The sequence below is a fragment of the Congregibacter brevis genome (genome assembly GCF_045689245.1).
Classification (GTDB): Bacteria; Pseudomonadota; Gammaproteobacteria; order Pseudomonadales; family Halieaceae; genus Congregibacter; species Congregibacter brevis.
Window position 1 is genome coordinate 553,859 of the sequence record NZ_CP136865.1, and the last position, 13,320, is coordinate 567,178.

Below are 13,320 nucleotides of genomic sequence, written 5' to 3' on the forward strand. Positions count from 1 at the left end.
CTATCCGCCTATTTACTCTACGGGTATTCACGGCGAACTAGCGACGGATAGACCAACGTGAGCGTTTTCTGTAGATCCCCCTTTAGTGCAGTTACTTAAACCCAGCGCAGGGGGGTCCATTGATAGAGTTAGCGGCGCGAACTGCGCAAGAGCGTTGAGTCCCATAAGGTTTCGACCACTCCCGGGAACCACGAGCACTTCCGTTAGACCAATGTCGCAGCCGCCAACCAAATGAAGCGCCTCTATTTCGTAAACATCTAGTCTGCGAGTGCGCCCGTCAGCCATTTTCGCTGCAACTTGGCGTACTTTTCGCAAAGACTCTCGATCATTGATGCTTGCGAAAACAGCGCTATTGATTGTCACTATTGCGGCGCCGGTATCCAACAAAAACATCGCTGGCTGTCCATCAACGACCATGGATAGTTCCAAAGCACCGCCTGAGCTTTTGCTTAAAGGTAGTTCCACAGTTTGTTCCGCGAGCGCTGCGCTGGTCTGCGTAAAGAGCGAAACAAAAAATAGTGCTGATAAGTAGCGTTGAAGCATGCTCTTTGACTGCAAAAGCTAAGCCACGAATCAATAAGTCCAATAACTGCGGGCATTAGAGGAAACCCACCCGGTCAGCACACCCCAGTGCGCCCCACATTCAAACATTTTGTGCATCAATAAGGTGCGCAAATCCTCTTTTCATCACCTTTATGCTGAAAAATATCGGTGGCAAATTGTTTGTGATAGATAATGTGTTTGATCGATAGAAGAAATCTATCGTTAATTCTCAGCAAATTAATCATGCGTAAAAGCCGTTTACTTTAAAATAAGTGGCCTTGAAAAGGGGGGCAAAGACAAGTGCAAATCCGCCCCAAAACCCGGTAGGAGGTATTTAGGTATGCACTCAAGTAAAAACTCCGGCTCATCAATGCTTCTGGTCGCAGCGATTGCGGCAGGGGCTGTATCGTTTGTAGGTACAACTCTGGCGGACAACACCGCTACGGCTGGCAAAAACGAGTATCGCTGGGAAACTGACATGAGAGGTAAACCACCTTACAAACGACAGCGTGTCGCCATCGAAACCGTGGACATAGCCTCAATGGAAATCAGCGACTCTGAAGTAGCAATGGAAGAGGTTCGCACACGCAGTTTTACAGGTCGTCCTCCTTTTGATCGTAGGATCGTTGAACTCCCCGTGGTAGACGCAGCATCAATGGAGTTAGTTGAAGAGCAAATGAAAGCCACCACTTTTCGCGGTCGGCCGCCATTTAGACGGCACCGTTAACAGGCAATCCTCCCCTCAGCGTCGAACCTTATGGATCGGCGCTTTTTTTTGCGCCATCATTGAGTAGTCCTTTAACCAGAGAACTACAAGCATGCTGCTCACCAGGGTTACGGAACACGTGCGAACACAAAACTGGTTAGCAGTGGCCATCGATTTCGTTATCGTTGTTGTCGGTGTGCTCTTTGCATTGGTAGCAGAGCAGTGGTTTAGGGATCAACAGCTACGAAAAGAGCTCACCCAAATAGAAGTCGCCCTAAACGCGAGCCTTCTACAAAACCTTTTCAATATGCGCGAAGTGGTCGCTATGGCGCCCTGCAGGAAAGAACGTACAGAAGCTCTCTCTCTATTACTACAGAGTGATAGTGACCCCTGGAGAGGTTTACCCTGGACTGCTAACCAAGGCATTTTTGAAACGGGTCTCCCGGAAGTTCTCCCCACGCCGTATCGAATGTGGGGATCTCACGTTTGGAATGCAGAGCAGAGTGGCGAAGCTATTGGCCTCATGGACGCTGACCGCCGACGCGCTTTAGATACTATATTCACAGGCACGAACTTAATCCGGCTCAAGCAGGACGAAATTTTCGAGGCGATGTCCAAACTTAAGGTTTTAGCAATAGCACGAGATATCAGCGCTAGCGATCGAACTCGATACCTGGAGAGACTGCATTATCACGAGCTACAAAGCGGTCTACTGGAACGTGTGGCGAGACAAACTCTGGAGCAAATAGAAGTCATAGGCTACAGCGCAGATGACACTTACATCGATGAGTTTCAGACGTACATGGAAACCTATGCTGATAATCGAATCGAACGCTACGGCAACTGCTTTGTGCCGTTTGAGTTGCCCTTTTTAAGCGCCGAACCCCCAGGTAGACCCGCAACTTAGGTCGCGGCGCTTCGCGTCACACATCCAAATTGGACACGTAAAGCGCGTTTTCCTCAATAAACTCTCGGCGCGGCTCCACCTGATCACCCATCAGCGTGGTGAAGATCTCGTCCGCGCGCATAGCATCATCGATAGTCACTTGAAGCATCCGTCGGCTTTCAGGGTCCATAGTGGTTTCCCAAAGCTGCTCTGGGTTCATTTCGCCCAGACCCTTATAGCGCTGGATGTAGTAACCCTTGCGAGCTTCCGTCATCAGCCACTCTAGGCCAGATACAAAGCTCTGTGTCTGGTAGGTCTTTTCACCTCGTTGGAAGTAACCCGTCTCATCGATCAGATCATTTAGAGTTTCGCCCAAGGCAGCCATCGCGGCGTAATCCTTTGATCGGAAAAACTCTGGCTTGAGCTGAATGGGGCGCTCCACACCATGAGCAACCATACGAACCAATGGGTACCAGGTTTCCTGATCATCACTTCGTGGCTCGACGGAATAGCTTGTACCCTTGGTTTTTAAGGTTAGTAAGCGCTCACTCATTTTTGCGCTGTATAACTCAACCGCAGCCTTATCTGTTAGGTCTGCCTCACTCAGATGAGGACCAAAAACTAATTCCCAAACTAGCTCTTCAGGGTAATGTCGGCTCCGGCGCTTAACAATTGCCTCGACAGATTGATACTGCCTTATTAGCTCAGCAAGAGACTCTCCACTGATTGCAGGCGCATCGGCGTTGACATAAAGAGCTGCCCCATCAAGTGCTGAAGAGGTTAGAAACTCCGCCAAGGCAGCATCGTCTTTTAGATATTGGTGCTGCTTGCCTTTTGCAATTTTGTACAGGGGAGGCTGGGCAATAAAGACATGCCCACGATCTATGAGCTCGCGCATCTGACGGAAGAAGAAGGTCAACAACAACGTGCGAATATGGGACCCATCAACGTCCGCATCTGTCATGATGATAATGCTGTGATAACGCAGTTTGTCAGGATCGAACTCTTCTTTTCCAATACCGCAGCCCAACGCGGTCACCAAGGTTCCCACTTCCACAGATCCGAGCATTTTATCGAAACGCGCCTTCTCAACGTTCAAAATCTTGCCCTTTAGCGGCAGAATCGCCTGAAAGCGTCGGTTACGACCCTGCTTGGCTGAACCGCCGGCCGAATCACCCTCTACTAGATAAATTTCAGATAGCGAGGCGTCTTTTTCTTGGCAGTCAGCTAATTTGCCCGGTAGGCCAGCAATATCCAGAGCGCCCTTACGACGAGTCATCTCACGGGCTTTACGTGCAGCCTCACGAGCTCGTGCGGCATCAAGCATTTTTGTCACGATTGCTTTGGCTTCACCTGGGCTCTCAAGCAAATACTCGCTAAAGCGATTGTTCATCGCCTGCTCTACAACCGTTTTCACCTCTGATGAGACTAGCTTGTCCTTGGTCTGCGACGAAAACTTAGGGTCCGGCACTTTTACGGACACAATCGCCGTCAACCCTTCCCGAGCATCATCACCAGTGGTGCTGACCTTTGCCTTCTTAGCCAAGCCTTCTCGCTCTATGTAACCATTTAGAGTTCGAGTGAGCGCAGAGCGGAATCCCGCCAGGTGTGTGCCCCCATCTCGCTGAGGGATGTTGTTGGTATAACAGAAGATGTTTTCTTGGTAGGAGTCGTTCCACTGTAACGCGACCTCTACCGCTGTTCCATCCTCCGCCTCACTTTGGAAGTGAAAAGCCTTGTGCATAGGGTTTTTGTTGCGGTTCAAGTAGTCAACAAAGGCATTAAGGCCACCTTCGTAGAAATATCGGTCCTCTTTATCCGAACGCTCATCTGCAAGCAGGATTTCGATACCTGAATTCAGGAAGGCCAGCTCTCGCAGACGCTTCGCAAGGATTTCAAATTCAAACTCAATATTGGTAAAGGTGTCTGCTGACGGCTTAAAACGAATCAGCGTGCCCGTTTGATCGGCATCGCCTACATCCTGAAGTGCGCCCTGAGGTACACCATGAGCATAGCGCTGCTCAAAACGCCGTCCGCCGCGCCAAATCGTAAGCCAAAGCTCCTCAGAGAGCGCATTTACAACAGAAACACCCACACCATGCAGTCCGCCAGAAACTTTATAGGTGTTGTCATCAAACTTACCGCCGGCGTGAAGTACCGTCAGAATAACTTCTGCAGCGGAAACACCTTCATCATGCATCTCTGTTGGGATACCACGACCATCGTCTTGTACTGAAACAGACTCATCAGGATGGATAGTGATTAGTATTTTCGCGCAATGCCCAGCTAAAGCCTCATCAATTGAGTTATCTACAACCTCAAAAACCATGTGGTGCAGGCCCGTGCCGTCATCGGTATCACCGATATACATCCCAGGGCGCTTTCGAACTGCATCAAGACCCTTAAGAACCTTAATTTTCGACCCATCATAGTTTTCAGATGCATCGCTCATTGCACGTACTCCAGTGTTTTAGCGGCTTTAAGCCGTTTTTCCGTTATCAACCTCAGGTGAAACCAGGTCAACTTCGCCTTGTTTCACGTGGAACATCGTCACGCTTGTATCAGAACCCAACCACTCTATAGGGATCGCTGAGCGGCTAACGCAGGTGATCAGTGTCTGTACCCTCATCGCGGCAAGAGCCCTACACACTCGCTCGCAGCGCTCCGCATCCAGCTCCGACGGTAAATCGTCGATCAAATACAGAACCTCACCCCGTTCACCTGCCAACATTTGGCCTTGAGCGAGCTTTAAAGCACAAACAAGCAGCTTTTGCTGTCCCCGCGATAGGGTCTCTGCAGCGGAGTAACCACCCACTGTTACCCTAATATCCGCTCGCTGCGGTCCAGTTTGGGTAAACCCCTGCTCCTGGTCCGACGCTAAGCTTTTATGTAGTGCATCCTTGTAGCTGCTATTTGCATCCCAACCACGACGATAAGCCAGATCTACCGGGCCAATCTCTGGTGCAAGCTCCTGAATAATCGGCTCAAACACCGCTCGCAATGTATCTAGAAACCGCTCTCGGCCAGCAGATACCTGCTCTGCGTGGACAGCTAAATCTCGCGTCCACACCTCCAATTCTGAGCGCTCAAGTTTACCACGGCGGAGCAGATGATTCCTTTGTGTTAAAGCCCGCTGAAACCGCTGCCTGTGTTCTCGGAGATCATGTTCCACGTGAAACACACCCCAATCCATAAATCGCCGTCTATTTGCAGGCTCGCCTATCAGCAAATCAAAGCTGTCTGCATTTATGAGTAACAACGGCAGCTCGTCGGCAAGCTGAGCAACAGAACGGGAGGCCTCGCCTGCAACGCGAAGTGAAATACCCCCCACTTTTTCCCGCTGAACACCCATAGAGACAGAGCCACCCCCGGGCAAGCGCCGCTCCCCGCGAATCACGTAGCTCGCTTCTCCGTGAGTAATCAATGATTTAGCGCCACCAGAGCGAAAAGAGCGCGCCGTGCCAAGAATATGCGCCGCCTCTAATAGACTCGTCTTGCCGCTACCATTTACCCCATATACAACGTTGTGCAGCGATAACGGGCCAAGCTTAGACTCGGTAAGGTTTCTAAGGTGGTGAATATTAAGGGAGGCTAACAGAGGCGGCCCCTCCGCCCAATCGGCTTAAAGCCGCATGGGCATCACAACGTACAAGGAATCACCGCCATCGGTTTCTTCTAGTAGCGCACTACTATTGGGGTCTGACAGCGAAAAACGTATTTCTTCGCCACTTAAAACACCCAACACGTCGAGCAAATAGCCAACGTTGAAGCCGATCTCCAAGGAGTCACCACTATAGTTGACTGGCAGGTTCTCTTCCGCCTGCTCCTGCTCAGGGTTGTTTGCAACAATCTCTAAGCTACTCTCGGAGAGTTTCAAGCGCACTCCGCGGTACTTTTCGTTGGATAGAATCGCTGTTCGCGTAAACGCCTGGCGAAGCTCCGTTCTCGAGCTTTGAACAACTTTGTCCGCAGACCGAGGCAGAACTCGTTCGTAGTCGGGAAACTTCCCGTCCACAAGCTTGGACGTAAACGTGAATTCGTTGGTTGTGGCCCGCAGATGATTACTACCCAGAATAATGGTGACGTCTTCGTCATCGTTTTGCATTAGGCGCGAAAGCTCGAGCACACCCTTCCTCGGCAAGATAACCTGAGTGTCTTCCAGGTCCTTGAGCGTGCCCGGAAACGTACAAATCGCCAAGCGGTGTCCATCGGTTGCCACGGCTCGCAGGCGCCCAGCCCGCAACTCCCAGTACATGCCGTTGAGGTAATAACGAACATCCTGCTGAGCCATAGCAAAGCCCGTTCGTTCGATTAACCGGCGAAGCTGTCCCTGTTTCAAGGTAAATTGATGGGTTCCGATACTATCTTCGATATTCGGAAATTCGCGAGCCGGCAGTGTTGCCAGCGTAAACCGGCTTCTACCGCTACGCACCGTGGCTTTACTATCGGCAACAGATATCTCTAAATCAGAACCGTCGGGAAGGCTTTTACAAATATCTGCAAGCTTACGAGCAGGGACCGTTATCTCACCAGCATCTCCATCTGCGTCCAGATTAACCCGCCCTACTAACTCCACTTCCAAGTCTGTTCCGGTAATCGATAAACGGTTGCCATCAAGGTTTAGTAAAACATTAGATAGCACGGGCAATGTCTGCCGACGCTCAACAACCCCTGCAACCAGGTTGAGTGGCTTGAGAAGGGCATCACGAGAAACTCGGAATTTCATTAAAAGTCCTTAAACGGGCCGCGTACTAGATAAAAAAACACCCTAGTTTAGCGCATCATGCGCACATCGTGGCGATGAAAAAACCGAATTTTTCCACCTCTTGCTGTTATACAAACTGCCATGCGTGCATGAAGACAAGAGCCTAACTGAGTCCGTAACTGGGTCTGCAACTGGATTTGCAACTGGATCTGCAACTACGTCGTGAGAAGCCGCAGTAAATTCTTATAGTCTTCGTGGATATCGGAACTCGTTTCTCTAAGCTCTCGTATCTTCCGGCAGGCATGCAACACAGTTGTATGATCGCGACCTCCAAAACTATCGCCGATCTCCGGCAAGCTATAGTTTGTCAATTCTTTAGCCAAGGCCATAGCCACCTGACGAGGACGAGCCACCGAGCGGTTACGCCGACGAGAGTTAAGGTCAGCAACTTTTATCTTGTAATATTCCGCAACCGTGCGCTGAATGTTATCCAGGCTCACCTGTTTATCCTGCAGAGCTAGCAAGTCCTTGAGGCTTTCCTTTACGAGATCAACATCTATAGGTCTTCTGGTGAAGTTAGCACTCGCTATCACCCTCTTAAGCGCGCCTTCTAACTCTCTTACATTCGAACGAATCCTTTGAGCAATAAAAAAAGCTGCATCGGGAGGTAGATCAAGCCGCGCCTGTGTTGCCTTGTTCATCAAAATAGCGACGCGGGTTTCAAGATCCGGTGGCTCCACGGCCACCGTAAGGCCCCAGCCAAATCGGGACTTAAGACGCTCCTCTAATCCATCTATCTCTTTTGGATATCGATCGCAGGTAAGAATCATTTGCTGGCCGCCCTCAAGCAGCGCGTTAAATGTGTGAAAAAACTCTTCTTGAGACCGATCTTTTTTCGCAAAAAACTGGATGTCATCAATTAACAGAGCATCGACCGACCGGTAGTAGCGTTTGAAGTCAGCAATCGCGTTCAGCTGCAGAGCTTTAACCATATCGGCGACGAAACGCTCAGAGTGCAGATAAACAATGCGGGCATTAGGTTTGTTGAGCTTTAACGCATTACCGACCGCATGCATAAGGTGTGTCTTACCCAGACCTACACCGCCATAAAGAAACAACGGGTTGTACGCGCCGCCAGGGTTTTCCGATACCTGGTTTGCGGCAGCCAGGGCTAACTGGTTTGACTTACCCTCTACGAAATTACTGAAGGTGTAGTTGCTAACCAAATTATGTTGGTGCTGAAGAGCTTCATGGACTTCTGATTTGCTCGCCTGACCGTAATGAAGGGTCGTTTCTACCAAAGACGTAGCTTTTCGATTCGCGATCAGCTCTTCTTCCGCGGCCTTCCCAACCAACTCACCCTCAGAGGTCGCTGCGGTCCCACCCACTACAGCCAAAGCCGGACCCCGCGAAACAGGCGGTGTAGGCGTTGTCGGTGCTAAGGGAACGGATGCCGCAGCGCCAGCTCGCGCAGATCCTGAGGCAATCTCTAACTGAAACTCGGCTTCACCCGTCTGCACTTCGCGTAGCAACTGGGCAATCAGCTCTCCGTACTTATCAGTAACAAAATCGCAAATAAACCGGTTAGGTGCCAGCAACTGCAGCGACTGTTCCGTATGCGTTGCCTGGAGCGGCCTTATCCATGTGTTGAATTGTTGTGCAGGTAACTCATCCTGCAAACGGGTTTTGCAGTGTGCCCATATCGTTTCTGACAAGATTCACTCTCTTCTGCCGTCTGATCTCGAACTACTCGCCAGACGATCAATTTTCATGGTTTTTAGATCTTCGGTGAAAGCTCTTTACAAAAAGGTATTCACTTAGCAACCGTCGCTTATACCGCAACTTCTAAGGTGCTACGCAACTACCTTCCTAACTTTACTTACCGAAATGTAACGACTTGCCTAAATATTCACTGTTTTGATGCTTTGCGACTGTGAAGCTCCGCCATAGCAACTCAAACGGTTCTTCAATAGTTCTCCGAGTGAGGCTGTTGATATCCTGCACCCTGGCTCCGTCGATAAGGCCATCATAACGCCACAACTCAGACTTATCCACACCTAAAGGCAAAAAAATGGTTTATTATTTTTTATGTAAATCAACATGTTATGTTTTTTCATCAATAAATAGGCGAAGTTTGTTGCCGCCTTCGAATCTCGTCTTTTTTGTGGGAAACCTGTGTATATCTTTGGGGGAAAGTGTTTATAAACATCCGCAGACCGCTGTTTTTATGGCAGCCGCTCCCTGTGTAAAAGTCACTCTCGAAAAAATAAGCGCTGCGGCTACTCTTTACGGCAAATTACTCACAGACACCTGCATTTAGAGCATTGAATAACCCAAGGCAATTCACTACAATGCGCGGCCCAAATTTGCCTGTACCGTCGGCGTTGACGGGAAGCAGCTTACGTAGCAATAAATAGTAGCTACAACGCAGCAACACATTGGCGGCAACCTAACAGTAAATCGGAGGGTCGTGCAGCTAGGATTCAGATCCTACAAAACGGTCGCCCGACTATTTAGAAAGATTTAAGTGAGAGCATCATGAAGAGAACTTTTCAGCCCAGCGTTTTAAAGCGCAAGCGCACCCACGGCTTTCGTAGCCGCATGGCTACCAAAAGCGGTCGCGCAGTTATTTCCCGTCGTCGCGCGAAAGGCCGTAAGCGTCTCGCTGCCTGATTCAGGCGAGTCCTGATTCACGCAACAGAACCTGGCCGTTACTGTGGCTGCGAAGTTTCGGCCCAGTCAACGGCTTATTACTGCCGATGACTACCGGCAGGTTTTTAAAAACCCGGACCAAAAAGCCGGACAGAAAGAACTGCTACTATTAGCACGGCAAAATAATTTGCCCCAACACCGACTCGGTTTAGCGGTGGCTAAGAAGCATGTCCCCACAGCAGTGAAGCGAAACGTTATCAAACGGCTTGCCCGCGAGCATTTCAGAACCCTTGAGCCAAAGACGCCCTCTTATGACATTGTGGTGCTTACTCGTCCAGGTGCTCGAAACGCCAGTGCTACGGGAATTAGTAGCGCCCTCAACAAACAATTCGCGCGTTTAGGCCTCTTGGTCACACCGACATGAATTCGCTATTTCAAACCGTTCTTCAAGCAATGATTCGGGGATATCAACTACTCCTTAGTCCGCTGCTTGGCAATCATTGTCGCTACTATCCCAGCTGCTCAAGTTATGCTGCTGAAGCAATAGAAACCCATGGCGCCTGGAAGGGCTCCAGGCTTTCGGCAGCCAGACTTTTACGGTGCCACCCTTGGCATGAAGGGGGCGCAGACCCTGTTCCACCCGCCTGTCAACATCAGGACTAATTGATAATGGATATCCAACGCACGCTGCTCATCGGCGCGATCATGCTTCTATCGTTTATGTTGCTAACCGAGTGGGTGAATTTTCAGGAGGCTAAAGAAGAGGTAGTCTCTACCGAGTCGCGCTTAACTTCTGGGTCAGCTCTTACTCCAGTAAACACCGTGCCCAGTGACGCGAACACTGGCACAGATAATGACATGCCCTCCACCCTTCCTTCTTCAAAAATAGGGGGAACAGTCGACGCGGCTTATACAGACGACATCCCCGAGGTCGGAGCAGTTGTAGATACCACTGTCGACACCACTACAGCAGCACCCTCCAAAGCTGCTTCAAACGATATCGTTCAAGTATTTACCGACAACCTGCAGGTGGCCATCGATCTCAATGGCGGAGATGTAGTTGAAGTAGCTCTGGCGCAATTTTTGGCGGATATCGATGACCCCGAAACACCGTTTGTTCTTTTGGAAAACAACTCCCAACGAGTATATGTCGCGCAGAGTGGCCTCATTGGGAAAAACGGTATCGATAGTAAACAACGTGCGAAGTACCAAAGCATATCCCGCCGCTATGACATGGGTTCATCGGACACACTACAAGTAGACCTACTGTGGTCTAATAACGCCGGAGTCTCTGTCACAAAGCGTTTTAGCTTTCATCGAGACAGCTACGTTGTCGATGTAGACTTTATTATCAACAACCAAAGTAGCGCGCGATGGCAAGGTAATCTCTTTGGCCAAATTAAGCGTGATAGCAGTGCTGCCGAAACCGGTGGCGGCGGCGGTATGGGGATGCAGCCATTTTTGGGCGCGGCAACCACAACACCAGACGACCGCTTCAAGAAATTCAGTTTCGATAAAATGCTCAAAGAACCCTTTCGTGAGCAGAACACTGGCGGGTGGATCGCCATGATTCAGCACTACTTTTTGAGTGCTTGGATACCCAATCCCGATCAGACCCACACCTATAGCACCCGAGTTACGAGTACCGGTTTCAACATCGCTGGCTTTACGAGCCCGGCAGTAATTATTGACCCGGGTAATCAGGGTGAAGTAAGCGCTCGCTTTTACGCAGGGCCCAAGGATCAGTACAGTCTTCAGGAGATTTCGCCGTTTTTGGAACTCAGCGTCGACTACGGCTGGCTATGGTGGGTTGCCCAACCGCTTTTCTGGTTACTGACCAAAATTTTTGCAGTCGTTGGAAATTGGGGCGCCGCGATCATTCTCCTTACTGTGCTTATCAAGGCTGTTTTCTTCAAGCTCTCCGCAACGAGCTACAAGTCCATGGCTAACATGCGTCGCGTGCAACCGAAAATGGCCGACATACGCGAACAATACGCTGATGACAAACAAAAACAGTCACAGGCAATGATGGAGTTGTACAAGAAAGAGAAGATCAACCCCATGGGGGGTTGCTTACCCATCCTTGTACAAATGCCTGTATTCATTGCACTGTATTGGATGCTTATGGAAAGCGTCGAGCTTCGACACGCGCCGTTTATTTTATGGATCAACGATCTGTCCGTCATGGATCCGTACTTTGTGCTGCCTCTGATGATGGGAGCGAGCATGTTCTTTATGCAAAAGCTCAACCCTCCACCACCCGATCCCATGCAAGCCAAGATCATGCAGTGGCTGCCGGTAATCTTCACCTTTTTCTTCCTGTGGTTCCCCGCAGGGCTTGTTCTCTACTGGGTAGTTAACAACTTGCTGTCTATGGCACAGCAGTACGTGATCACCCGGCAGATAGAGAACGCTAGCGCTAAAGCTTGAACCTTCTGTCGTGAACCTTATGGTGGGCGACAGCGATACTATTGCGGCTATCGCGACGGGTCCTGGAGCCGGTGGCGTAGGAATCATTCGCCTTTCTGGACCTCGCGCTTTTTCTGTCGCACATCGTCTGACAGGGGTCCAAGCAAAAGATCGACAAGCCCACTTTGTATCTATCCTAGATCAACAAAATGAGGTCTTGGATCAGGGGCTCTTAATCCAGTTTCCCGGACCGCAATCCTTCACGGGCGAAGATGTCGCTGAACTTCATTGTCATGGAGGTCCGGTCATTCTGAGAACGGTACTTCGTGAATGTCTAAGCTGCGGCGCTCGACAGGCTGCTCCGGGTGAATTCAGCCAGCGTGCTTTTCTCAACAACAAGATCGATCTTGTGCAGGCTGAAGCTATAGCGGACCTCATAAGCAGCAGTACCGAAGCCGCCGCTCGTAGCGCAAGTCGATCGCTCAGCGGCGCGTTTTCAACCCAGGTGGACGCACTACTGGAACAACTCATACGCCTGCGCGTGTTTATTGAAGCCGCCATAGATTTCCCAGAAGAGGAAATAGACTTTATCGCCGATAGCGACGTGCTTGAGCGACTCGAAACACTTCAAGACTCAATAGATAGATTGCTGGCCGGTGCTCGACGCGGGCGTACGCTCCGTGACGGGCTAAAACTTGTTATTGCCGGCGCACCCAATGCCGGTAAATCCAGTTTGCTAAATCAATTGGCAGAACAAGACACGGCCATTGTTACCGACATTCCTGGTACCACCCGTGATCTCTTACGAGAGCACATACAGATCGGTGGTTTACCCTTACACATTGTAGATACCGCCGGACTCAGACATTCAGGTGATGCCATTGAACAAGAAGGTATCCGTCGCGCTCGCGCGGAAATGCAGACCGCGGATCACATTCTTTTGGTTATTGACAACAACAACGATCAACGCGATCTGAGTAGTACCGAGATTGTCGCCGTCTACGAAGGTGACTTACCGAAAACGGTGCCTCTTACCCTGATCCGTAACAAATGTGATCTAAGCAAAACACCTGCGTCACTGAACTCAGGAGCATTCACTGAGGTCCATTTGAGTGCCCTTAATGGCGAGGGAATAGATCTATTACGACAACACCTATTAGCCGCTGCAGGACTGTCACACCAGGAAACATCCGACTTCAGCGCTAGGGAAAGGCATGTTCTAGCCCTTGAGGATTGTGCCCAACACCTTGCGCAAGGTCTGACGCAGCTAAAGGAACACGGCGCCGCTGAGTTAATTGCTGAAGACCTACGTTACGCCCAAGACAGTCTTGGAAGTATCACCGGATCCTTTAGTAGTGATGACTTGTTGGGGGAAATCTTCGGTAGTTTTTGCATCGGCAAATAGCAACTGTGTTTCAA

At 50.2% G+C, this 13,320-nt stretch carries 12 protein-coding genes; 7 read left to right on the top strand and 5 right to left on the bottom strand.

The features are described 5' to 3' along the window. Nucleotides 1-27 precede the first annotated feature (27 nt). On the bottom strand, nt 28-543 hold the full coding sequence (locus R0137_RS02430) for a retroviral-like aspartic protease family protein (protein WP_407328279.1): 516 nt from the start codon (nt 541-543) through the stop codon (nt 28-30). A gap of 340 nt (nt 544-883) precedes the next feature. On the opposite strand from R0137_RS02430, the gene R0137_RS02435 reads away from it, so the two are divergent. Continuing rightward, nucleotides 884-1,270, top strand: a complete 387-nt coding sequence (locus tag R0137_RS02435; RefSeq protein ID WP_407328281.1) for a hypothetical protein — start codon at nt 884-886, stop codon at nt 1,268-1,270. Between the two features lie 91 nt (nt 1,271-1,361). After that, nucleotides 1,362-2,156, top strand: coding sequence for a hypothetical protein (locus tag R0137_RS02440; protein ID WP_407328283.1), 795 nt, complete (start codon nt 1,362-1,364; stop codon nt 2,154-2,156). A 16-nt stretch (nt 2,157-2,172) separates the two neighbouring features. Here the strand turns inward: R0137_RS02440 and gyrB are convergent, their stop codons facing one another. From gyrB to dnaA, 4 genes are all read right to left on the bottom strand, one after another. Next, entirely contained in the window at nt 2,173-4,587 is a 2,415-nt protein-coding gene (gyrB, locus tag R0137_RS02445; protein WP_407328285.1) for a DNA topoisomerase (ATP-hydrolyzing) subunit B, read from the bottom strand. Nucleotides 4,588-4,614: 27 nt separating this feature from the next. Then, nucleotides 4,615-5,733: a DNA replication/repair protein RecF gene (gene recF, locus R0137_RS02450; RefSeq protein ID WP_407330056.1), complete on the bottom strand. Its 1,119-nt coding sequence runs from the start codon at nt 5,731-5,733 to the stop codon at nt 4,615-4,617. A gap of 24 nt (nt 5,734-5,757) precedes the next feature. After that, nucleotides 5,758-6,861, bottom strand: a complete 1,104-nt coding sequence (dnaN, locus tag R0137_RS02455; RefSeq protein WP_407328287.1) for a DNA polymerase III subunit beta — start codon at nt 6,859-6,861, stop codon at nt 5,758-5,760. A 194-nt stretch (nt 6,862-7,055) separates the two neighbouring features. Next, a complete protein-coding gene (gene dnaA / locus R0137_RS02460) occupies nt 7,056-8,555 on the bottom strand; it encodes a chromosomal replication initiator protein DnaA (protein ID WP_407328289.1) in 1,500 nt (499 codons plus the stop codon). 823 nt (nt 8,556-9,378) lie between these two features. Between dnaA and rpmH the strand changes: the two genes are divergently transcribed. From rpmH to mnmE, 5 genes are read left to right on the top strand one after another with little or no spacing between them, the layout of a single operon-like run. Next, nucleotides 9,379-9,513 (top strand): 50S ribosomal protein L34, encoded by a 135-nt coding sequence (gene rpmH, locus R0137_RS02465; protein WP_084566938.1) that lies wholly within the window; start codon nt 9,379-9,381, stop codon nt 9,511-9,513. Nucleotides 9,514-9,556: 43 nt separating this feature from the next. Beyond that, nucleotides 9,557-9,916 (top strand): ribonuclease P protein component, encoded by a 360-nt coding sequence (gene rnpA / locus R0137_RS02470; RefSeq protein ID WP_407328292.1) that lies wholly within the window; start codon nt 9,557-9,559, stop codon nt 9,914-9,916. Nucleotides 9,917-9,945: 29 nt separating this feature from the next. Next, entirely contained in the window at nt 9,946-10,155 is a 210-nt protein-coding gene (gene yidD / locus R0137_RS02475; RefSeq protein WP_407330057.1) for a membrane protein insertion efficiency factor YidD, read from the top strand. Nucleotides 10,156-10,161: 6 nt separating this feature from the next. Beyond that, on the top strand, nt 10,162-11,922 hold the full coding sequence (gene yidC / locus R0137_RS02480) for a membrane protein insertase YidC (protein WP_407328293.1): 1,761 nt from the start codon (nt 10,162-10,164) through the stop codon (nt 11,920-11,922). A 19-nt stretch (nt 11,923-11,941) separates the two neighbouring features. After that, the gene (mnmE, locus tag R0137_RS02485; RefSeq protein WP_407330058.1) at nt 11,942-13,306 is read left to right on the top strand and encodes a tRNA uridine-5-carboxymethylaminomethyl(34) synthesis GTPase MnmE; all 1,365 of its coding nucleotides are present in this window, start codon (nt 11,942-11,944) and stop codon (nt 13,304-13,306) included. The last annotated feature ends 14 nt before the right edge of the window (nt 13,307-13,320 follow it).

What these genes read in the sequence shown, in the direction of transcription:
- rpmH (WP_084566938.1), top strand. Translation starts at nt 9,379, where the DNA reads ATGAAGAGAACTTTTCAGCCCAGCGTTTTAAAGCGCAAGCGCACCCAC.
- yidC (WP_407328293.1), top strand. Translation starts at nt 10,162, where the DNA reads ATGGATATCCAACGCACGCTGCTCATCGGCGCGATCATGCTTCTATCG.
- R0137_RS02440 (WP_407328283.1), top strand. Translation starts at nt 1,362, where the DNA reads ATGCTGCTCACCAGGGTTACGGAACACGTGCGAACACAAAACTGGTTA.
- yidD (WP_407330057.1), top strand. Translation starts at nt 9,946, where the DNA reads ATGATTCGGGGATATCAACTACTCCTTAGTCCGCTGCTTGGCAATCAT.
- mnmE (WP_407330058.1), top strand. Translation starts at nt 11,942, where the DNA reads ATGGTGGGCGACAGCGATACTATTGCGGCTATCGCGACGGGTCCTGGA.
- R0137_RS02435 (WP_407328281.1), top strand. Translation starts at nt 884, where the DNA reads ATGCACTCAAGTAAAAACTCCGGCTCATCAATGCTTCTGGTCGCAGCG.
- gyrB (WP_407328285.1), bottom strand. Translation starts at nt 4,587, where the DNA reads ATGAGCGATGCATCTGAAAACTATGATGGGTCGAAAATTAAGGTTCTT.
- R0137_RS02430 (WP_407328279.1), bottom strand. Translation starts at nt 543, where the DNA reads ATGCTTCAACGCTACTTATCAGCACTATTTTTTGTTTCGCTCTTTACG.
- dnaN (WP_407328287.1), bottom strand. Translation starts at nt 6,861, where the DNA reads ATGAAATTCCGAGTTTCTCGTGATGCCCTTCTCAAGCCACTCAACCTG.